This window comes from Paenibacillus sp. SEL1 (genome assembly GCF_054602535.1).
Map to the genome: position 1 here is coordinate 5,364,790 of NZ_CM137723.1, position 22,125 is coordinate 5,386,914.

24 protein-coding genes are annotated in these 22,125 nt (G+C 47.1%); 1 reads left to right on the forward strand and 23 read right to left on the reverse strand.

Going from position 1 to position 22,125, the window contains the following annotated elements:
* Positions 1-33: 33 nt before the first annotated feature.
* The 13 genes from dinG to ACYCSE_RS24600 form a co-directional block, all read right to left on the reverse strand.
* Positions 34-2,901: an ATP-dependent DNA helicase DinG gene (gene dinG, locus ACYCSE_RS24540; RefSeq protein WP_459700407.1), complete on the reverse strand. Its 2,868-nt coding sequence runs from the start codon at positions 2,899-2,901 to the stop codon at positions 34-36.
* A gap of 155 nt (positions 2,902-3,056) precedes the next feature.
* Entirely contained in the window at positions 3,057-3,689 is a 633-nt protein-coding gene (locus tag ACYCSE_RS24545) for a tetratricopeptide repeat protein (protein ID WP_235309603.1), read from the reverse strand.
* 82 nt (positions 3,690-3,771) lie between these two features.
* Complete coding sequence (gene panD / locus ACYCSE_RS24550; RefSeq protein ID WP_013371641.1) at positions 3,772-4,155, reverse strand: aspartate 1-decarboxylase; 384 nt, start codon at positions 4,153-4,155, stop codon at positions 3,772-3,774.
* Positions 4,148-5,086, reverse strand: a complete 939-nt coding sequence (gene panC / locus ACYCSE_RS24555) for a pantoate--beta-alanine ligase (RefSeq protein WP_235309602.1) — start codon at positions 5,084-5,086, stop codon at positions 4,148-4,150. Before panC ends, panD begins: the two co-directional genes overlap by 8 nt.
* On the reverse strand, positions 5,083-5,982 hold the full coding sequence (panB, locus tag ACYCSE_RS24560) for a 3-methyl-2-oxobutanoate hydroxymethyltransferase (protein ID WP_023989139.1): 900 nt from the start codon (positions 5,980-5,982) through the stop codon (positions 5,083-5,085). The genes panC and panB overlap by 4 nt, the downstream gene beginning before the upstream one ends.
* Before the next feature lie 345 nt (positions 5,983-6,327).
* On the reverse strand, positions 6,328-7,302 hold the full coding sequence (locus tag ACYCSE_RS24565; RefSeq protein WP_459700410.1) for a biotin--[acetyl-CoA-carboxylase] ligase: 975 nt from the start codon (positions 7,300-7,302) through the stop codon (positions 6,328-6,330).
* A complete protein-coding gene (locus ACYCSE_RS24570) occupies positions 7,295-8,623 on the reverse strand; it encodes a CCA tRNA nucleotidyltransferase (protein WP_459700412.1) in 1,329 nt (442 codons plus the stop codon). Before ACYCSE_RS24570 ends, ACYCSE_RS24565 begins: the two co-directional genes overlap by 8 nt.
* 55 nt (positions 8,624-8,678) lie before the next feature.
* The gene (gene bshA, locus ACYCSE_RS24575; RefSeq protein ID WP_061829193.1) at positions 8,679-9,842 is read right to left on the reverse strand and encodes an N-acetyl-alpha-D-glucosaminyl L-malate synthase BshA; all 1,164 of its coding nucleotides are present in this window, start codon (positions 9,840-9,842) and stop codon (positions 8,679-8,681) included.
* An 85-nt stretch (positions 9,843-9,927) separates the two neighbouring features.
* Positions 9,928-10,620 carry a bacillithiol biosynthesis deacetylase BshB1 gene (gene bshB1 / locus ACYCSE_RS24580; RefSeq protein WP_061829194.1) on the reverse strand — a complete coding sequence of 231 codons (693 nt, stop codon included), beginning with the start codon at positions 10,618-10,620 and terminating at the stop codon, positions 9,928-9,930.
* Positions 10,617-11,054, reverse strand: coding sequence for a methylglyoxal synthase (mgsA, locus tag ACYCSE_RS24585; protein WP_013310694.1), 438 nt, complete (start codon positions 11,052-11,054; stop codon positions 10,617-10,619). Before mgsA ends, bshB1 begins: the two co-directional genes overlap by 4 nt.
* A 56-nt stretch (positions 11,055-11,110) precedes the next feature.
* Positions 11,111-11,914: a 4-hydroxy-tetrahydrodipicolinate reductase gene (gene dapB, locus ACYCSE_RS24590; RefSeq protein ID WP_069289816.1), complete on the reverse strand. Its 804-nt coding sequence runs from the start codon at positions 11,912-11,914 to the stop codon at positions 11,111-11,113.
* A 31-nt stretch (positions 11,915-11,945) separates the two neighbouring features.
* A complete protein-coding gene (locus ACYCSE_RS24595) occupies positions 11,946-12,464 on the reverse strand; it encodes a tetratricopeptide repeat protein (protein WP_459700416.1) in 519 nt (172 codons plus the stop codon).
* Positions 12,465-12,514: 50 nt separating this feature from the next.
* The gene (locus ACYCSE_RS24600) at positions 12,515-12,844 is read right to left on the reverse strand and encodes a nucleotide pyrophosphohydrolase (RefSeq protein ID WP_013310697.1); all 330 of its coding nucleotides are present in this window, start codon (positions 12,842-12,844) and stop codon (positions 12,515-12,517) included.
* A gap of 214 nt (positions 12,845-13,058) precedes the next feature.
* Between ACYCSE_RS24600 and ACYCSE_RS24605 the strand changes: the two genes are divergently transcribed.
* Positions 13,059-13,928, forward strand: coding sequence for a YitT family protein (locus ACYCSE_RS24605; RefSeq protein ID WP_459700419.1), 870 nt, complete (start codon positions 13,059-13,061; stop codon positions 13,926-13,928).
* A gap of 77 nt (positions 13,929-14,005) precedes the next feature.
* Here ACYCSE_RS24605 and ACYCSE_RS24610 read toward each other — a convergent pair whose 3' ends face one another.
* The 10 genes from ACYCSE_RS24610 to ACYCSE_RS24655 form a co-directional block, all read right to left on the reverse strand.
* On the reverse strand, positions 14,006-14,851 hold the full coding sequence (locus ACYCSE_RS24610; protein ID WP_459700421.1) for a sporulation protein YpjB: 846 nt from the start codon (positions 14,849-14,851) through the stop codon (positions 14,006-14,008).
* Positions 14,852-14,869: 18 nt separating this feature from the next.
* Entirely contained in the window at positions 14,870-15,130 is a 261-nt protein-coding gene (locus tag ACYCSE_RS24615; protein ID WP_459700423.1) for a hypothetical protein, read from the reverse strand.
* A 288-nt stretch (positions 15,131-15,418) separates the two neighbouring features.
* Positions 15,419-16,063: a DUF1405 domain-containing protein gene (locus ACYCSE_RS24620; protein WP_322159794.1), complete on the reverse strand. Its 645-nt coding sequence runs from the start codon at positions 16,061-16,063 to the stop codon at positions 15,419-15,421.
* 173 nt (positions 16,064-16,236) lie between these two features.
* Positions 16,237-16,416: an IDEAL domain-containing protein gene (locus tag ACYCSE_RS24625; RefSeq protein ID WP_013371655.1), complete on the reverse strand. Its 180-nt coding sequence runs from the start codon at positions 16,414-16,416 to the stop codon at positions 16,237-16,239.
* A 22-nt stretch (positions 16,417-16,438) separates the two neighbouring features.
* On the reverse strand, positions 16,439-16,945 hold the full coding sequence (locus ACYCSE_RS24630; RefSeq protein ID WP_023989153.1) for a gamma carbonic anhydrase family protein: 507 nt from the start codon (positions 16,943-16,945) through the stop codon (positions 16,439-16,441).
* Positions 16,946-16,997: 52 nt separating this feature from the next.
* Positions 16,998-18,107, reverse strand: a complete 1,110-nt coding sequence (locus tag ACYCSE_RS24635) for a hypothetical protein (protein ID WP_061829200.1) — start codon at positions 18,105-18,107, stop codon at positions 16,998-17,000.
* Positions 18,108-18,273: 166 nt separating this feature from the next.
* Positions 18,274-18,876, reverse strand: a complete 603-nt coding sequence (locus tag ACYCSE_RS24640) for a histidine phosphatase family protein (protein WP_068941607.1) — start codon at positions 18,874-18,876, stop codon at positions 18,274-18,276.
* Between the two features lie 70 nt (positions 18,877-18,946).
* Positions 18,947-19,573 carry a hypothetical protein gene (locus tag ACYCSE_RS24645; protein ID WP_061829202.1) on the reverse strand — a complete coding sequence of 209 codons (627 nt, stop codon included), beginning with the start codon at positions 19,571-19,573 and terminating at the stop codon, positions 18,947-18,949.
* On the reverse strand, positions 19,570-20,166 hold the full coding sequence (locus ACYCSE_RS24650; protein ID WP_172828252.1) for an RNA polymerase sigma factor: 597 nt from the start codon (positions 20,164-20,166) through the stop codon (positions 19,570-19,572). The genes ACYCSE_RS24645 and ACYCSE_RS24650 overlap by 4 nt, the downstream gene beginning before the upstream one ends.
* A gap of 856 nt (positions 20,167-21,022) precedes the next feature.
* A complete protein-coding gene (locus ACYCSE_RS24655) occupies positions 21,023-22,111 on the reverse strand; it encodes a prephenate dehydrogenase (protein ID WP_069289822.1) in 1,089 nt (362 codons plus the stop codon).
* Between the last annotated feature and the right edge of the window lie 14 nt (positions 22,112-22,125).

A 22,125-nucleotide genomic window follows, 5' to 3' on the forward strand; every position in this document is an offset into this window, starting at 1 on the left:
CTAATTGTAACGAACATACTTAGTGTCCGTCCGTTATGCCTCGGTCTCCGGGGCGGATTGGAGCCATTCGGCGATGCGGGGCACCATTTGCTCCGATGGCATATGCTCCATTTTTGGTCCCGGTAACGAGTACAAAAAGTGCTTTCCGTAATAGGATTCGATCACACGCGTATCGTAAACGATAACGACCCCGTGGTCGCTCGCTGTACGAACCAACCGACCAAATCCCTGTTTGAAGCGAATGACCGCTTGTGGTACAGACAGCTTCATAAATGGATTCTTCTTCTGCTGCTGGAGCAGCTCGCTTTTTGCCTCCAGCAACGGGTGATTCGGCGGTTGAAATGGCAAGCGAACAATGGCCAGACAAGTCAGAGCCTTCCCCGGAATATCGACACCTTCCCAGAAGCTGCTGGTTCCCAGCAATACAGAAGCTTTGGCTTCCTGAAAACGGCGGGTTAGCTTGCTGCGACTCCCACTGTCCACACCTTGTCCCAGCACAGTAATTTCGCTGGATGCTAAGGCCTCTTTGAGCGGCTCATACACTTGCCGGAGCATCCGATAGGAAGTAAACAGAACGAGCATTCTCCCCCGCGTCGCCTGAGCAGTCGCTCCTAGAGAGCTAACGAGCATATCTACAAAGTGTGCATCTCCTACACTGCCCTTCACGCTTGGGAAATCCCGTGGAATGACCAGCAACACCTGATCCCTGTAATTAAAGGGTGACGGGAGCTGCGAAGTCATCAGCCGCTCTTGATCTGCGGCTTCCTGCAAGCCGAGCTGATCGATCATGTACTGAAACGACTTATCTACCGATAAGGTAGCAGACGTCAGAATAATGCTTCTTTTTTTGTCAAAAAACATTTCTTTCAACTGGCGGCTCACATCGACGGGCACCGCATAAAATTGTAATGATTTACTGCGGAATTGCCCACTCGCTTCGAGCCAGTATACGGTTGTTTCATCATCGAGTCGCATAAAAAAGCGCAAATTTTCTCGAATCCCCGTCAGATCCTTGAGCAGACCCGTGATATCTGTAATAAGGCTATCCGCCGCATAATCGTCATGTTCTTCCTTGACGTCCAGCATCAGCTTGTCACCCTTGCGCAAAATTTCACTCATCGTTACATATAGCTGATTTTCCAAAGCCCCCGCCTGATCCCACTTTGCAGGCTTGGCTGAAGGTTTGAGACGGGAAGAAAACTGTCCTGTTTCACCTGGTGTCGCATCGCTTCGTTCTGGCAACATGCCAAACAGCTTGTCGCTTAGCAGGTCCCAAGTTTCCTTAACCTCTAACACGAGCGGATACATCTGATCGATGGTTGAGGCCCAATCCGTCGACTTCTCGTGCCCCGATTTCGCCAACTGTTGACGAAGTGAAGGCAGTTGTCCATTCTTGCTGTCTTTGAACAGTCGCGTCAGTGTATGCACGAGTGTGAAATATTTCATATGCATACCTAGGTGCTTACCAGCTACTTCCTCCAGGTGATGGGCTTCATCAATCACCAGATGTTCATAGCTCGGCAACAATTGGTGACTAGCTTTGACGTCTGTAAACAACTTAGAGTGATTCGTAATAACAACATCCGCTATCCCTGCTTCATGGCGTGCACGATGATAATAGCATTTGCGGAACCATGGGCAAGAACGACCAAGACAGGACTCTGAATCACTCGCCACCGTTTCCCAGAAATCTCCACCACGGTTGCTCAGATTCAGTTCTTCATCATCACCGGTTTCTGTTAGCGTCAACCAGACGATCATCTGAGCAGCTGTAATTAAATCTTCCTTCGGTGTCGCGAAGTCTCTTCTGTTTATTTTATGTTCAAACTTACGCAGACACAAATAATGTCCCCGACCCTTGAAAATAGCAGCCCGGAACGGAAACGGAATCACCTTGGTCAGCATCGGAATGTCGCGCTCGCGTAATTGCTCCTGCAGGTTGATCGTATGTGTACTTACCATAACTCGCTGTCCTTTTTTCACACTGTGATACAGCGATGGGAGCAAATAGCCGAGGGACTTCCCTGTTCCTGTACCTGCTTCGATCAGTAGGTGCTTGTCTTCACTCAGTGCCTGATTTACACCCTCAATCATCTGTATCTGCGCCTCGCGCTCCTCATATTGGCTCAAGGATGAACGCAAATTGTCCCGCACATCATCCATGTACTCCTCAAAGGAAACACCTGACAGTGGATTCGGGTCATCTTCTCTACGCGGAGCAGCTAGCTCCGTCCAATCTTCCACTTTTAGCGCAAGCTGACGAAAAAACTGATGTCCCTCCAGATCCTGAATAGGATGAAGCTCTTTCTCTTCACGCACCCCATCAAGAAACCATCCAAGGTCACTGTCTTCCTCTGCAAACAAATCGCTAAGCCGCTGTATCGTTATCAAAGGTAATGCTTGAAGCTCACCCAGACACTTTAAAAACACCTCAGCCGTAGCCAACGCGTCGCTGTCTGCTTGGTGAGGGCGATCATGCGCCAGCCCAAACTCAGAAGACACAAAACCCAACTGATACGAAGATAGCGATGGAAACATAATTTTCAGAAAATCCATTGTATCCAAGATTCTTCCGCTAAACGGCAAATAACCGCACCGATCCAGAGCGTTTTGCAAAAAATTAAAATCAAACGCCACATTATGACCGACCAGTACAACATCGTCCAGCATAGGCACGAGCTCCATCATCATTTCTTCAAGTGCAGGAGCATCCTTGACGTCATCGTCTGTAATTCCGGTCAACCCGGTGATAAAAGGGGGAATAGATCTGCCAGGGTTTACATAAGAGCCGTAAACACGGGAAATGCTGTTATCATGATCTATAATTGCAAGTCCGACTTGAATGATGTCATCCGCGGACTGGGTGCCTGTCGTTTCAAAATCCAATACCGCAAATTTCATTCGGGCTAATCCTTTCTTATGACACTTACAAAAATAATAACTCTGTATATTAGCATAGCAGAAGATCGCCTGTTTGGAAATTAAGACAGCCAAAAAAGACGATGCACACGCCGCCTGAGAGGTGGGCATGCATCGTCTTGCTCGGTGTCTGACAACTACATCCAGGTCATCATGGAGCTGTCGTATCGAAGCTTTTCGGTACCGGACAGACAGGCTTCCATATTGTGCAGCGGCTCGGGTAACGCAGGATCGAACTGATGTGCGAGAGCAAAACATTTTTGCGCCTCCTCTACGTCAGCCTGCTTTGCCAACAGACAGCCTAGCGCATTATAGATGACCGCCTTCAGTCCTGCCTGCTCAGTCAGGTCCAGCACCTCCTGAAAATGGCATACAGCCTCTGCTGGATCATCTAGTTGAAAATAGGCCATTCCCATATACATGCGACTCTGCCAGCTGTTCGGAAAATGCTGTAGTACCTGCTCAAATTGTTGGATCGCCTCAGGGTACATGAGTAATCGATAATACCCTTGCCCCCGATTAAAAGCTGGCAGCTCTTTTTCAGGTAACTCCGTGTCAGACATATCGGTCTCCGCGGAAAACCCGGCCGCACGCAGGCAAACCATTTTTTCCTCAAAGGCCAGCCACTCATCCATAATTCCGTCACTCATTCTCCGCAGCAGACTCCAGTGCTGTAGCAGCTCCTGCCTGCGGGAGCCCTGGGCTGATGGGTAATGCTTCACGATATCATCTAACATGCTGTTCATTTCTGCGAATACATGCTGGAACATGTGCATCCCGCCCTTATGAAAGATGGATTAATACACTCACATTTTTCGCTTAAAAGACGGGTTTCATCCGCACTCCCATTCATTACATGATCGTCGCGTGTACTTCTTTGTTCATCGTTTGGGCTGGTTTATTATGTTCATCAACAAATACCACTGTTGGTTTGTATGTTTTGGCCTCTTCATTCGACATGGAAGCATAGGAAATAATAATGACTGTATCACCAGGCTGCACCAAACGGGCTGCCGCACCATTGAGACAGATTACGCCGCTCCCACGCGGTCCGGGGATAACATAGGTTTCCAGTCGAGCTCCATTGTTATTGTTTACAATTTGAACCTTTTCATTCTCCAACAAATCCGATGTCTCCATGAGATCTTCATCTATAGTGATACTCCCCACATAGTTCAGGTTAGCTTCCGTAACCGTAGCGCGGTGAATTTTGGATTTCATCATGGTTCTAAACATGGGAAAGCACCTCCGCATTCTGTATTCTTATATTGTCAATCAGTCTGGTATTGCCAAATTTCACAGCCAGCGCTACGATGACGTCTTCCTGAACATCACATAGCCGCTGCTCGGGAAGAAGGGGCTCCAGACCGGGAAAAGTTAATATTTCAATGTAATCAATGTCTGCTAAAGGAGAGGAAGTAATGGTGGACTCCACCATTTGATGTAGCTGACGAATCGTAATTGTGTTTGTTACTATATCTTCGCTCACTTCTTGCACCTTACGCAGTGACTGAGACAGCACCAACGCCTGCTCGCGCTGTTCTGCACTTAAATACACATTACGGGAGCTGAGGGCCAAACCATCCGCCTCTCTGACGATGGGACAAGGTACGATAATCACGTTCATATTGAGATCAGTCACCATCTGCTGGAGCACAGCAACCTGCTGCGCATCCTTCATTCCAAAGAAAGCCAAATCAGGACCTATCATGTTAAAAAGCTTGGCTACCACCGTAGTCACACCATCAAAATGGCCTGGACGGGAAGCACCGCACAAACGATCTGTCAAACCGGATACACGAATTTTGGTTTGGGTTGGTTGTGGATACATTTCTGCTACAGTTGGCAAAAAAACAATATCCACGCCTTCGCGCCGCGCTACCTCCAAATCACGAGCTTCATCGCGAGGATAGCTGTCTAGATCTTCATTCGGTCCAAATTGAATCGGATTTACGAAAATGCTAAGCACCACCGTATCCGCCATTTCACGCGCCTTGTGCATCAAGCTCGCATGCCCCTCATGCAGGTATCCCATGGTTGGTACAAAGCCGACTTTATGTTGCTGTAAAGAGGTAGAACCGTGTACCTTTTTTGTCCCGCTTGTCCCAAGCTGCCGACGTTCAGCAATAATCTTGCGCAGCTGAGCCACTTCTCTTACGATGATCATGATCGTGATTCCACCTTTTCCTTAGCTTGTTCCTGTGTCTGTCCTTTTGCCTTACCATACAGGGATTCCACAACGCGGTCATCCGCGCTGAACACATGCTCCGCGGCCGGAAATGCCCGCCCTTTTACATCACTCACATACTGCTCAATGCTGCTGCGGATCAAGCCGCCTACATCGGCATAGGTTTTAACAAAGCGTTTGCTGAAATAAGGCGATGCGTACTGAATCAGATCGTGATAAACGAGTACCTGACCGTCACATCCACGTCCAGCACCAATTCCAATGGTTGGAATGGAAAGCTCTTTAGAAATCGCTGTTGCCACTTCCTCAGTTACCAGTTCCAATACAACGCCAAAAGCACCCGCCTGCTCCAGCGCCTTGGCGTCCGCCATTAACCGGCGTGCGTCCGCTTCGTCCTTGCCTTGAATGCGATAGCCGCCAATTTGATTAACCGATTGCGGAGTAAGCCCGATATGTCCCAATACAGGCACACCTGCCTGAACAGTTGCTTTTACAACATCAGCAATTTCAGCTCCGCCCTCCAATTTAACAGCATGCACATGTCCTTCCTGCATCAGACGGCGGATGCCCTGAAGACTTTCTGATACGCTGCTGTGATATGTCATAAAAGGCATGTCCGCTACGATAAATGTATGTTCCGCGCCTCTTGCGACTGCCCGGGAATGGTACACGATATCATCCAAGGTTACAGGGATGGTTGAATCGTAACCAAGAACTACGTTACCCAGCGAGTCACCCACGAGAATCATGTCAATTCCCGCCTCCTCGGCTATTTTAGCCGATGGATAATCATAGGCGGTCAGCATACTGAGCGGAATGCCCTCTTGCTTCATCTTTTTCATTTTCACAATATTCAGTGCTTGTTTTCCTGCCATTGTAAATGGCTCCCTTCCATCTTTTTTTGGCACAAAAAATAACCTTTTATGAACGCCTATACATCTGCGTCATCAAAAGGTCCGAACAGCCAAAAAAGACACTCATTTTGAGATCGTCCCTTCTGTCTCGGTCCTGTTCGGCTCAGAGCAGAATCCAACGTAACCTTCAAATGAAGTTATGATGGTCTTACAAACTTGCTAAAGTAGAGCATGTGCCCCTGGAGTGCAGCTCGGACCGTCCGATGCCGCCTCCTGCACAGTATAACAAAAAACATCAGCTTTTTCACGTGAAGTTTTGCACAGGGAATAGAACGATTTCGGTCGTTTTCATAGCTAGGGTTGCTTCTACAATTGTATATCCCCTGAAATGACCTGAATTCGCTCTCCCTGATCCGTTTCTACTACGAGTGCCCCGGAAGGATCCAAGCCAACAGCTGTGCCTTCTACAGTTACCCCTTGTCCGGTATGTGCCCGTATGCTACGGTTCATAGTCACGGACAAAGCCTCCCACAGCATGGCTATAGGCTGAAACCCCTGCTCGGCATACAACTTACTTAGCTGTTCCATCTCTTCCAGCACTGAGGCGATCAGCACAGTACGGTCAATTTCACGCCCTGCTTCTATTTTCAAGGACGTTCCCACCTGCGATAACTCTTCCGGGTAATCTTCTTTATTTAAATTCACATCAATGCCAATCCCTGCAATACAGTATCGAACCCGTTGATCCTCTGTTGCAGATTCCAGCAGAATACCGGATACTTTGCGACCATGAATCAGCACGTCGTTTGGCCATTTGATACCAGCCTCCACACCCGTCAGCCGACGAATGGCCCTACACACTGCTACACCTGTAAGTAGCGTTAGCTGGGGGGTAAAAGCCAAGGGCTGGGTAGGACGCAACACAATGCTCATCCAGACTCCTTTGCCACGAGGGGAATACCACTTCCGTCCCAAACGTCCCCGACCTGCCGTTTGTTCCTCTGCAAGCACTACTGTCCCCTCTGGCGCGCCCTCTTCTGCCAAACGCATGGCATCTTGCTGAGTGGAAACCGTCGAATCCAGTACAACGATACGCTGGCCAAACGATTGAGTATTTAACATATTGGCCAATTTGGAGACTTCCAGCCGATCCGGTCGGGATATCAATTGATAACCCCGACGCGAGGAGGCATCAATGTTGTAGCCCAACTCACGCAGTTTGTTGATCTGCTTCCATACTGCTGTTCGGCTAACCGAGAGGCGTCGGCTGATTTCCTCCCCTGATACGTAATCGGATGTACCTTCCTCCAGTATGCCTAACAATCTTTCATGATTATTCACTACTCATCACCCGTTTCGCTTCCTGAAGCAATGTTTCTGTTTCATTCGGAATATCTCCGCAGGCAACAGCTTGTAAAAGCTGTTCCATCATCTGACCCAGCCAAGGGCCGCCTGGTCGATTCATCGCCTGAACCAGTTCATTTCCTGTAATATTTAAATCTTTGATACGAACGACTACAGCCTGCTTTGTCCACGAGCTTGCCAGTTCGGCTGTTTTCGCCACATGCTTTTCTACCCACGGCGGTAATCCGCGGAATGAAGCAGGCAGTGTCTTGTAAAGATCAAGCCAGTCTGAAGCTGTATCTTTTCCCAGTCTAATTAGCAGACGAATCCAGCTACGACGCAGCGCCTCATCGTTGACAATGCCAGACTCCCCCGGATCGGAATCGCCAGCTATAGCTATGGCACCAGCACTGTAGATTAATTCGGTCTCCCATTCCAGCAGATGAACCAGCCGAAGTCGTACCGCGTTGGAAAAGGTCCAAGCTCTTAGTAGCTCGTCCGCTGCCTCTGAGGTAAGTCTACAAGACATTAAGAGCAGGCCCCACCGCAGTTCTTCTTGCAGTTGAACGATCCCCTTAAGCGCCCATGCTTCACATTGTTCCCAAGGAACCGGAACCTTCGTACAACCGAGCAATCCGCTACGGCTCAGCATCTCCAACCCACGTAAAGGGTCAGGGCCCGCTAGCATCTTTTCCAGCTCGACCCGCACACGTTCCATGGCTATGTAACGAAGTCCCTCTTTGCGCCGAATCATGCCTTTCCAGGTGTTGTAAGCAACACGGAACCGAAACACAGAGGCAAAACGGATGCATCGCAGCATTCGTAACCCGTCCTCTTCAAAACGTTCCTCGGCTCGGCCTACACAACGAACGAGAGCGGCTCGTAAATCGGCTTCTCCTCCAAATGGGTCCACCCGCTCTCCGTGTTCTGCCATCGCAATCGCATTCATAGTAAAATCCCGTCGCATCAGATCCTCACAGATATCCTTTACGAAGGCAACTTCCGTTGGACGGCGGTGATCGGCATAACCACTTTCCGTACGAAAAGTGGTTACCTCGAACGCATGGCCACCCTGCATGACCGTAACCGTCCCATGCTGAATTCCTGTCGGAATGACGTGAGGGAATAGCGCTATGACCTGTTCAGGCTCAGCCGAAGTAGTCAAATCCATATCATGAATGGCTCTTCCTAATAGCTCATCCCGCACACAGCCACCGACCCAGTAGGCTTCGTAGCCTGCTGCGGTTAGTACATGTATGACCTCTCTGCCATGAAATGCCATCTCTTGGTCAGCATATTGCCAAGTATTTGTATTCATAGGGTTTCCCCCTTTGCAAGTATTCAATATAAAAAACGGACGCGAGTCCGCCCTCTTAAACGCTGATCGGTTTAAGATCCGGCACCTCGCGTCCCAACACACGGTAATATATCTCTTCATATTGACGGGTAATCAGCTCATCACAAAAAACGGTACGGGCGCGGGTCAGACACGCTTCACGGAAACGTTCCGCCATCGCTTCATCGGACAACAGCTCTACTGCATAATCAGCCATTGCCTCAGTATTACCGATTTCAGCAAGATACCCCGTACTTCCATGCACAACGAGTTCAGGTACTCCCCCTGCCTGAGAACCGATGGTCGGCACTCCACAGGCCATTGCTTCCAGTGCAACCAGACCAAAACTTTCTTTTTCCGAGGGAAGCAGCAGCACATCCGCCATAGAAATCACTTCTGCGATCTGATCCTGCTTACCTAAAAAGAAGACCTTATCTTGCAGACCTAAATTCTCGATTTTGCAACGGATTTTTGGAAGATCCGGTCCTTCTCCCACCAACAGCAGCTTCGCAGGTACTTTACGTTGCACTTTTTCAAATATATCCAGCACATCTCCCACCCTTTTGACAGGACGGAAATTGGAAATATGCATCATTATTTTTTCATGCGGTTGGGCAAAATCTCTTCTAAGCGCCGCGGCATCTCGTGGATAATATACCCGTTTATCTACAAAATTGTAGGTTAAATCAATAGGTCGTGTAATTTCCAACGCATCTATCGTCTCCCGAATCAAATCCTTGGAAACCGCTGTCACAGCGTCACTTTTGTTAATAGCCAGCCGAATCAGGTCCTTCAACGACTCATCCTGTGCCAACACTGTAATGTCCGTACCGTGCAAGGTGGTTACCACCTTCAGATGATCACCCACCATTTCCTTCGCCAAGTAAGCGCATACTGCATGGGGTACCGCATAATGAACATGGAGTACGTCCAAATTCTTCATTTGTGCGACTTGGGCCATTTTGGTCGCCAGTGACAAATCATAGGGTGGATATCTAAACACGTAATAATCGTTAACTTCAACCTCATGATAAAAAATATTTTTCTGAAACGCCCCGCCTAATCTGAACGGAATGCTATTGGCAATGAAATGGACCTCATGCCCTTTTTCTGCCAGCAACTTACCCAACTCAGTAGCCACTACGCCGGAGCCACCCAACGACGGATAACAGGTAATTCCAATTTTCAATTTGTCATTCAAGCTAAGCTGCCTCCTTCCGCTCATCAGTGATAACTTTCCTGCCGATTTATTTTAACATTCTGCAAAATGCTCAAGTATAGAATTCTTATGTGAATAGCTTAACCAGATATGGCGTTTTGGACGCAAAGCCTTCTGCATACGAAATCAGTTTGCGTTGACCCAACAACGAGTCGCGAGCTTTTACGCGTTCCACATATCCCTGATTTAAGGGTGTGGATACTGTATCCTTTCCAGGTGCTGCCTGAAATTGCGAAGCATAACTCAACAAAGACCGTTCTTTGGCTTCATAATGCTCGGTGATATCCACAATCAAATCCGTTCTGCCAATATCATTAATAAAATAAAAATATAATTGCTCTACCTGTACCGCAGGATTTTCTGGCATAAAACGTCGCAACTTGGCGTTAAATACCGCTTCCTCCACTAACTTACTGCACATGACATGGTCTGGATGCCGATCCTCCCAATAAGGAGCAAATACGACTTTCGGTGCATGGCGCCGTATTTCTGCTGTAACTGCAGCTACATGTTCTGGAGTTACATATAATCCACGATCCGGCAGACCTAGATTCGTGCGCACGGCAAGTCCGAGTACTTTTGCAGCGTGTTCTGCCTCTGCCATACGAGTATCCACATCACCATTAGATGACATTTCAGCCCGCGTCAAATCGCAAACGCCCACCTTTAAACCAGCGGCTGTATGCTTGGCAATCGTGCCTCCCATTCCTATTTCTGCATCGTCGGCATGGGCTCCGAAAATCAAGATGTCCAGTGTCATTTTATATCACCTTGCTGGTCAATCCCCGGTTTATATTTATGTACCAGCTCACGCCAAGCAAAATCGCCACGGTCTAGCGCCTTAACCAGTATTTCAGCAGTTGCAACGTTGGTTGCCAGAGGAATCCCTTGTACATCACACAGACGTAACAGGGCGCTAATATCCGGCTCATGCGGCTGGGCCATAAGCGGATCACGCAAGAATATAATCAAGTCCATGTCATTTTGTGCAACCATAGCCCCGATTTGCTGATCTCCTCCAAGCGGCCCGGACATGAAACGGTGAATTTGAAGCTTGGTTTGCTCCATAATGCGCAGACCTGTTGTACCTGTTGAAAATAACTGGTGATCTGTAAAAACATGCTCATAGGCCGTTATGAAATTTACCATTTCATCCTTTTTTCGGTCATGCGCTATAAATGCAATCTTTAACATTCAAAGTTCCTCCTGCCTCATTCTATAATTTCGTTCGTCAAATCATTCGCGTATTCTTAATCGATGTAATGCTCAAATCCATACACAAGCCCTGGCTGCTCCATGACCTTCTGAATACCGATTTTAACACCCGGCATATAGCCCGCTCGTTCATAAGAATCCTGACGAATTTTCAGAGATTGTCCAAACCCTCCGAAGATTACTTCTTGCTGTGCGAACACACCGGGAAGACGGACACTGTGAACACGGAACCCTTGATAGTACCCCCCCCGTGATCCTTCTAACGTTTCTTCCTCTTCCGGGTTACCCTGTCGTAGCTCTTCACGCTGTTCGGCGATCAGCTCTGCGGTCTTAATGGCTGTGCCCGATGGCGCGTCCAATTTTTGGTCACCATGATACTCGATGATTTCCAGATGTGGGAAGTATTTCGCTGCCTGAGCCGCAAACCGCATCATCAAAATGACTCCAATCGAAAAGTTCGGCGCGATCAGACCACCAATTTGCTGCTCACGACACTGCTTGTCCAGTTCATTAATCTGTTCGGGGGTAAACCCTGTCGTTCCGATAACCGGACGTACTCCATACTTGATAGCAAGCGCTGTATGTGCGTATGCAAAACGCGGCCCCGTAAAATCGACCATGACATCCGCTCGACTATCCAGTAAAGCCTGCTCCACGTCCTCCACAATAGCGATCCCCGCTTCCGGTAATCCGACGAGAAGGCCGGCATCACTGCCGGCATGTGTTCTGTTCACTGCGGCCACAAGCTGTAGTTCCTCATCCTGAAGAACCAATTTGACAACTTCACGGCCCATACGCCCTGCTGCTCCTACAACAGCCACTTTTATTGGTTCTGACATATCCCTACAACTCCTTATGCATCCATTTGTGTTAGATCTGTTTATTCATCTGCTGGCATAACTTCTTCATGAGGTTGGCAAGCTGCACATTGTGAGGAAACAGTGCAGCCGCCTCGCGAGCAGCCTGCACAGCTAGCTTATACTCATTCAATTCATCATAAATCAATGCGAGCAGCAAAAAAGCATCCCCACATAACGGATCGAGGGCTATTGCTCGTTCCAATAGCAAAATCGCATCCTGACGCAACTGTGGCGTAGCTCTGTCGACATCCAGCATTTTTCTGGCCTTCTCCGTATGCTGCCTGGCTTCCTGCGCATGCAGATGGAGAACATATTCATCCTGCTGTGGAGCGAGACGAACCGCATGCTCTGCATATGCGAGAGCCTGCTCCAAACGACCACTACGAGCATAGGTAACCGAGCACCGGAAATAATGCTCCGCATGATCAGGCTGGGCTGAAATTGCTTTTTCAAACCATTCCACGGCCTGCTCAAAATCGTTCTGCAAAATGCACTGATAAGCTTTCTGAACGTATTCCTCCGCCTTCATGACACTGCACCTCCGGGTAACCGGTTTGGTACAGCATATGTACAAAACGCCTAATCGGTGTCCTTTTTGGTCCAGCGATTCGCGTCACGCGTGTTAAATTTTTGCATGACCTTATCATGAGCCTCGGTCAAATTTATACCTAGCGAGTTCGCAAAGCAAACTGTGATGAACAAAATGTCCCCCAGCTCCAGCTCAATCGAATTGTCCGCCTCGTCCATTTTTTTCGGTTTCTCGCCAAAGGAGTGATTGACTTCCCTCGCCAGTTCCCCGACTTCCTCAGACATCCGGGCCAACATCGCCAAAGGGCTAAAATACCCTTCCTTAAATTGAGATATATACTGGTCTACCTCACGTTGAATTTCATCTAATGATTTTTCCATGAAACACGCAATCCCCCCATGTGCAGGTTTATTCATATGTTATCGTAAAGCACATTTTAAAACAAATTTTTTTTAATTGTGTACTTATGATCCCAACTTACAGTCATCAGTCTTTTAAAGCTACCGTAAAAAGGTATACTACATATAAGGAACTGCGATTTAGCAAAATCAGCATGAAATCGTTCTTCCTTAAACTGCTACTGCGAGGGATCATATGAAGATATCCAAGTCCATGGAACAGCTTAAACTGTTTTTACCCATTGTGCTCGGGACCGCCATCTATGCATTCGGTCTGCTTTATTTTATAATACCCAGTAAACTGATGGAAGGTGGTATTACAGGGATCACCCTGCTGCTCAATTATGCTTTTTCGATTTCACCCTCTCTCTCCACATTGCTGCTGAACATTCCTTTATTTTTAATTGGGTGGAAAATGCTTGGGGGCAAGCAAATTCTATATACAGGAGTAGGTATCGGGTCGCTCACTTTTTTTCTGTGGTTGTATGAAAAAATGATTCATTTCGGATGGATGGGAACATTTCAAACTGAACACGATTTTATACTTTCTTCATTATATGCGGGGGTTACGCTTGGGGCCGGATTAGGTATTGTGTTCCGCTTTGGCGGCACCACGGGCGGCTCGGATATAATTGCTCGTATTCTAAACCGGAAGTTTGGCTGGAGTATGGGAAGGATTCTGCTGGTCATTGATATCGTCATTATCGGTGCTTCACTACTTTACATACCAAAAGAAAAAATTCTATATACATTAGTCGCCGTGTTCATCGCGTCCAAAATTATTGATTTTATACAAGAAGGGGCCTATTCTGCCAAAGCCTTTATGATTATCAGCGACCACACGATGGACATTGCGGATATTATTATTAGGGACATGGATCGCGGAGTTACTATTATTCCGGCTGTAGGTGCATTTTCCAAGCAGGCCAAGCATGTTGCCTATTGTGTCGTGCCTCGTCAGGAAATACGACGTTTGCACCAAATTGTTAAATCGGTTGATCCACGGGCGTTTATTATCATACAGGATGTGCATGATGTACATGGGGAGGGGTTCAAAGAGGAATAGCCCGGAAATCCGGGCGATGGGCTAACCTATATGGATGGCTCAGCAGCCAACGACGCGAATATTCGAATTTTGCATCGTTATCCAGAGAAACCAGCTCGATATTTACGATAACCTGCATAGGCCAGCGCCAGCAGAACAATCATGCCGATTGCCAATTCTGCCCGGCGCTCACTTTCACGCGGGATAAATGGCGCCAGGGCAGTGGCGTCTTTTTCACGTCCAAACAAGGCATTAAACGTCGGATTTCCCTGATCCAACGCCCCTCTAATCGCTGAGGCATCTGCATTTTGCTGATCCCCCAATCCTTTGACGTAGGAAATCCATGAATCAGCCCGCACGACCTCGCTTGTTCTGCCATGAATCAATGCTGCTGTACGGATCGTCTCATAGTGGTCCTCCAGCACTGCGGCTCCAGCTTTGAAACCCTTCATGTTGCCTTTAGCAAACTGGCTGTTCAAGCCACTAACATCTTCTTTTAAAATCTTATAATACTGCTGCCATAAGGGCTGACGCGGATGTGCAAGCGCATCTGTCGCAAGTCGTAAATTGGCCGCAGCCTTCACCCATTCATCCGGTGATGCTTGGACGGACTGTGTAGCTTGCTGCACCTCAAGGATGCTGCCGGACAAAGCATGAATGGCCTCTACAGATAACGCTGCCTGCACCTGTCCAGTGCCAAACCATCGACTCACTTCGGCTACATCCGCGCGCGCTTTTTCAATGTTCCCGTCCATCACATCTCGGTACAGTATCGCAGCTGCATGATCCAGTTCCTCAATCTCTTTTGTATTTCCTACGGGTTTTGACTGATCACGCGCTTCTGCCCCACCTGGAGGGACGCAGACGGACAGCAGCAGGACCATAGATAAAACAACACTCGAAACAATACGTATCATAATTTGAAACGCCTGACCCCTATTCATGGGACATCCCTCCTCACCTTACTGTATGGCAAGGTTACCGGGACTAGAACTTGCTTTAGGACAAATGGTATCCCCCTCAAAATCTGCAACCACAATCGTGTCATATTGAGGTATATACATAAATTTATCTTTAAAAAACGAGATGCCATAGAATAAGACCAGCCATTCACTATTTTCCGCAGCAAAAAGTGAATACGGATTTAATCTAGCACTTTTATTTTTCAGTAACTTTAAATCCGACTGCTCTTCCAGGTTCAATTTCTCAACTTTAATGTCCAAGTGGTTTATGATTACTTTCCGGTTCAATTGATATTCTTGTGCTGAAACAAATCCGAATTTAGTGTAAAAATTCTTCACACTATCATTGCGAACAAATACGTAGCATCACAGTTGCCCTGCCGTACGTAAGGGATATATTTATCATTCCAAAAGCCCAATTGATACCAAGCTTCAAAATCAAAACCAAAACTTTGTTTGGCTAAATGATTAAAGTTCTTTCTTATTTTATGATCATCACGGTTCCTTTTTTAAATATATATTCTTTTTGGTTTATAACAATGTTCATCTCTATTTCTCCACTTCCACTCCCACTCGATTGCGCGCAAACATGGCAAGCCATGCCGCTATAATACTGACAAGGGTCAGCATATAGGTAAAAGCACGCACTTGTGGTACATCATCCGTTAGCGTCTTTGGAAGATACGGATATATACCAAATGTATAATCCATCGTATCATTTAACAATGTCCAGAGTGCGGCTAGGCATAAAGCAGTCCATTTGCAGGTGAAAAAACGCACGAACAGCAGTGCTTCGACCGCCATTGCCGTGTGAGATGCCACCAGCATCCAATCCTGCCATATCATATGTCCCCCCTGCGCAACTCCCCAAAAAATAATAGCTGAAGCCCAGATGCCATATTTTACACTCGTGACAACAGCCAATGCCTCGATGATCTGGCGAATGACCTTCAAGCTCTTGAGACGCGGAGAATAGAGCAAAAATGCTATAGAGATCGTAAAAAACAGACTCGCCGTCGGACTATCAGGCACAAATACAATCTGCCACATTGGGTGATAATTTAGTGTATATTCCAACTGCCCCCCATACCATATGTACCCATACACCGTTCCAACCAGATTACACCAGAACAGCAGCCACAAAAAAGGCCGGCTCGTCAAGAACGACCGGCTCCACAAATAAGATAACGACACGTCCTTCATCCTCCGTTCATACGACAGTTGCCTTGTACAGGTCCCATCCTACAAAGACTATATCATATCCAAGCGTATCAAAAAAACCTGACCGCCGCTACAGTCAGGTTTGATGATTATAATCTTGAACTAAAGATTCGTCTGAAATCCAACTCAGGATTCCTAAGATTGTTCTAACTCATTGCTTTCAGCTCATCCGTAAGATGACGAAAAGCTACTTCATCTCCGGAGGCTAGCGCCTCATCAATATCCTTGTAGAGTTTTTCACTCCGGTGTTTACGTAATGCCTCGTCCAAAACCATTTCAGCAGACAGGCCCAACATTACTTCATAAGTAACCTTCATTTTATCCATAGGATGCACCTCCAACATGAGTTTAAGAGATCCTATATTCTTTTCCTTTCGCCACATAGCTGAGTGCCGTTCGTGACATCCGCTGCAAATCTGCATCTGTCAATTCGCGCACCACTTTGGCAGGTGTACCGAGAGAAAGAGTATAGGGTGGTATTTTGGTATTTTCCGTAACGACCGACCCTGCTCCTATTAAAGCATATTCACCAAGCTCCGCTCCGTTGAGTACAATGGCCCCCATACCGATTAAAGTGCCTTTGCCTACCGTACAACCGTGGATTATTGCAGCATGACCTACCGAAATATCATCCGCCAGCAACAGGGGCTGATCCGTGTTCACATGTCCCACGACACCGTCCTGAATATTGCAGCGTTCACCGATGATGATAGGCGCCATATCTCCGCGCAGTACGGCATTAAACCATACAGAGGAATCTTGACCGATCGTTACTTTTCCGACAATTTTTGCTCCTTCTGCCATATAGACAGATGAATGGAGCTGTGGCATGTTTCCGTTATAGTGAATCAGCAACAACTTCACCCTCTCATTTTGGGTGAAATTCTATCAATATGTGTGCTGCTTGTCAATGGAGCCGTATACCCGAGTCGTTCCGCCCAATGCGGCACTCTCCCGCCAACTTCAGCCCCCAGGCCGTCATCTGTACAGATGGTCCCGTCGAATGTTCACCCTGACGAAGCATACCCAAGTGAAGCATCATTCGTATAATCCTCTGATCAAAGACCGAACGGGGCGTATCATAGTAAAACGGTCGAATCAGTGGGCCGATATGTACAAAAAGCGACTCTGAGGACGTCCAGGGCCTGGCACATTCTCCAATCCAGTAGACTAGAGACAGCAAATTAGGAACGGCTCCTTTATACAATCTTAACCAAAACCTGAATAGCTGTATCATTTCTTCCTCAATTGTATGCTCCTGATGCGCTTCTCCCTTTGCCGTCAGCACAACTTGGTCCCCTTTCTCCTCAATGTACTTGGAGTGACGGGCATAATCATAAAGTAGTGCCATTCGGTCTGGATAAAACTTAAAAGAGGAGCCATACCCGAAACGCCATCCTCCCTTACCCAAAAGCGGCTCCGCAATGTGCAAATGTTCCATCAGCTGCTGCTGATTGCGACGGTACCAAGCTCCCTCGGGATTTAGCGGAACCTCATGCTGCCCCATGTATTGAAGGAAAAGCCGTAAATCCTCTGCCAGCAGATGCCCTTCATCCCGGTACGACGACGGTTCGCTTACCCGGGTCATTCCGTTTTGGAAGTCATGTACCATAACACGTCGAAAGCGCTCCTTCATATCCAACGGAATTTGAAACAAATACCTGGTATTGTGCGTCGAACCGTTGAACAACCAGCCACTAGAACGCAGACGGGTCACAATATCCCTTGGCCGCTCACCAGGATTCTCGTCCTCCTCAACAGACTGTTTGGCTATTGCAATCAATTCCTCCATGCTGAAATACGGTCGGTCATCGAACAGCAACGCGTTCAAAAACCTTACCTCTGACAACCTCAGCTCCTTGACCTGCGTCTCAAAAAAACTACTGCTGCCGAGCTTCGTCAAAATCCCCTGGATCAACTCATGTTTGGAATTAGGTTTACAGTCACAATCGTAATACACCGCGATTCTGTTCAAATGCACAATATCCGCAAATGTCAGCATATCCGCCAGATTCATTGTTCCATCGCCTCGTCACTGGACTGTCATCCGGAATTGATTCTTACCTGTTGTACCCACAGCTTTGACGGATTGTTCAGACTCTAAACCTCTTTTTTTGCAAAGGTATAATTAAAAAACAAAAAAGACCACGACTCCTACGATAAGTAGAAGCCTTGGTCTTTTACTAACTTTTTGAGTTACAGTCACTTTTCTCTTGCAAATGCTTCGTGCAATTATACAAAAGTGGTGCCCAATCCATATCCTCACGCTGGAGTACACTAAGTGACAAATTGCCGATTCGTTCCGTGAATTTTTCCTGATACAGAGCCTTATACAAATTAGCCAAAAAACCGCCGTGGGAAACGACCAGCAGATTCTTGTCCCGATTTTCCGTCCAAATGGCTTCCATAAAAGCTAGCCCGCGAAGCTGAAGATCCGCATCGCTTTCCTGCCCTAGATCCAGCAGATGCCAGTCGACTCCCCACTTCTCTTCACGCTCGGCCTGGGTCATGCCCTCGACCTGACCATAAGCACGTTCTCTTAGCCGATCATCAGGCTCTAACAACGGGAGATGCAGAGCAGAAGCAATAATCTCCCCAGTCTCTTTCGCTCTGGAGAGACTACTTGTAATAAGCCCGTCCCAATGATAAGGTTCTTCCTTTAATCGTTCTGCCAGCAAGCGTGCCTGCCGACGCCCTTCCTCATTCAAGGGAATATCACTGTGACCCTGGATTTTCCCTACCGCATTCCAATCCGTCAATCCATGTCTGATCAAGCCAATAAGCATCGTGTCGTTTCCTCCGCTGTTTTGTTATTCAGGCATTGTTATGAATTCATATTGGAGCCCAGCTGTCCTGCTAATTTCTGACCCTTCTCGCCCGATGGATCCAGCCCAGAGAAAATAAAGCAAGCGCAAGTGCCAATACAGACAACAACATCCAGTATTGCGGATAAGTAGGAACAATGCTAGCAACCAGCGGGTCCATAATGCCACTATTCACATCTTTAATGTGGTATTGATATTGTGGAGATGTACTTGTAGTTTTCAACAGGCCTGTCGGTAAAATACCTGTATCCATGACAGGAGCTGCTTGAGGGGGATTTTCCTGAGAGGAGCTTCCGTTCCAGTTCAAAAACAAGAAGCTACATAAAAATACGGCCAAGAAGCCGGCGATCCATACAGACATATACTTACGGGCTGCTGGGTTCACACGCGCACGTCGATGCTCGCCCGGAACAAGCCACGGTGATTCTTCATAAATTCGATCCATGACTCTGCGATTCATTGCCTCTAGCTTTTCATCTGTTATTTCAAAGGAAATATCACGAATATCGGACCGATTTTCTTTTGACAAATTCCACTCTTTTTCTTCCGAACCATGCTCCCACCCAGCAGACGAGCTTTTGGCCCGTCTGCGCTCCGAGTCTTGTTTCGATACATTTTTGCCTGTAGCGAACAAATCCTCAGTGTCCCTGGATTTCATTGGCTGCTCATCCCTTCGTTTTCCTCATAGAGAGGCTCAAAAAAATAAGGCTCCAACTGCGTCTTCACACTGGATCTTGCCCGGAAAAGCAATGACTTCACTGCACTGACCGTCTGTCCTAAAATAGTCGCAATCTCCTGATAATCCAATTGCTCATATTCACGCAAAATCAGCGCAGATCGCTGCTTCTCAGGCAATCTATTGATCGCTTCACGAACCATCTCTACCTTCTCACCGCGAAGGACGGCCTGCTCCGGAATTACATCCGATGGAGCTACCGGTACATAACCGCTCTCCTCCAATGGAACCTGACCGCTACGGTGCTTGCGAAGCTCACTTAGCACCGTATTGCGTGCAATCGTATATAACCAAGTGGAAAACGATGCGTCTACCTCGCGAAAAGAGTGCAGGCTCCGATACGCTTTATAAAACGTTTCTGAGCACAAGTCCTCAGCAATCATTTCCAGGTTCGAACTTTTCAGCATATGATAAACAAAAGCTAAAATTTTACGTTGGTGCCGCCTCATTAATTCTGAATAAACCTCAACATTACCTTGTTTGATTTCCTGAATCATCTGGGAATCTGTCATCATCCGAGTGAGACCCTCCTCGCCCATACATGTGCTGTTTTCCCGTTCGATTCTGTCTATATATACCGAACAGGTCAAAAAAAGTTGCGCCCTCTGCGCAAATGGATGAAACAGCATCATGGAACATTTGTTATTTTCTTACCCTATGTAGTGCCAACATTAACGGTGCTATCCCCAACAATATTCAACATCCAAAATGGACTTACCCATTGTACCACAAAATGTCCGTCAGTAAAAAAGTCCAAAATCCCCACGATTTCTATCAATGCCTCCCTAACGCTGGTACCTGATTCATTTATACAGCTTTTCAGGGGATTTTAAATTTTTTCAAGATTAAATGACAAACCCATTGAAAGTATTCTATTCAAATGCACCAATAAGGATAAATACGCAAAAAGAAAACGCTTCAAAAAAAATATTGACAAAATGAAAACGTATACATATAATAAAAGTACAGTATGGTTTCTCTCCACTCCTATCCTACTCAGCTACTTCACTAAAAGTAGCTACCACCCGGGGCTTTACCCGGGTGGTCTTTTTTTGTTTTCTTTAATAATAATTAGTGAGAAGGATTGTCTCATTTGTTCTTCAAATAACAAAAAAGCGGGCGAAAGTTTCTTCACCCGCTTTAAAACTTTTCCTATTATTTCACTCCCAGAAAGCATAGTACTTTTAAGGCGATCCGTAGCGCAGCGATCCATTTGAATCTAGAGAAGCGTAGCGTTCGCCTTTGCAGGGGGATTCTTACCTTTAGATAATTTAAAAAGTCCAGAGAATCCCCCTGCAACAGCGATCGTAAGATCAAATGGATCGCGGAGCGGTGTACCTCCTTAACGAACACTCATACTTTCTCCACCCTTCACACCACCACTTTATACCCCATCGAATCCAGCAGAGTCTTGGCACGCTCCCAATCCTGCTCTTGACGGAAGGAAAGCCGCATGATGCCTGGGACATCCTCCCGGCTTTCAATGATTTGCATATTGCTCAGATTAATGCTGTGATTCCCCAGTTCCATAGCAATTCGCCCGATAATCCCTGGGGTATCCGGTACATCAATATACAGATCGAACGTGGAGACGATGACTCCTTTACGACGCTCTGGCAGTTCACTGCGAAAGTGCCCAGCTGTCAAAAACTCGTCAGCGATTCCCTCACCGTCTTGTATTCTCAGTAAATGGGTAAAACGCTCAATCTGTCCGTTCCATTCTTCCAACAGGCCTAGTAAAACTTCACGATTGCTCAGTAAGATGTCCCGCCACACAACCGGATCACTAGAGGCTATCCGTGTAATATCACGGAACCCGCCCGCAGCCAATGTACGGTACAACGGATTTTCATCATTGTGCTTTCGCACCTGATTCACCAGTGCCGCTGCAATAATGTGCGGAAGATGGCTAATCGCACCGACAATATCATCATGCATATCAGGTTGGACACGCACAACATGAGCACTAGTATATTTTAATAAACGTTCCAGTGAACTGTACGCTTCCTCAGGCACACCCTCTGCCGGGGAAAGCACATAATATGCGTTTTCAAATAACAATGCGGAAGCAGCCTTTACACCGGAGCGCTCCGAACCGGCCATCGGATGACCACCGATAAAGTAAGCGTTGCGCAAAGAAATTTCTGATGCTTTTTTGGCAATTGCCGATTTCGTGCTGCCTACATCAGTAATAATACAACCCGTTTTAAGCGGTAGCTTGCTTAACAGTTCGAGATAATGTTCCAATAAGCCCACAGGTACGCATAAAAAAATAAAATCGGCATCCTCTGCCGCTTCTTCAACCGAAAGAGTCGCGGTGTCCACGACACCACGGCTTAACATCGGTTCCATCAGTTCAGGGAGATGGGCATGGCCGACAACAGTAATATCCGGCTTCCCTTTAAAACAAAGTGCGAGGGACCCACCAATCAGTCCCACGCCGAAAATGGCAATCTTCATCAATTATCAAATCC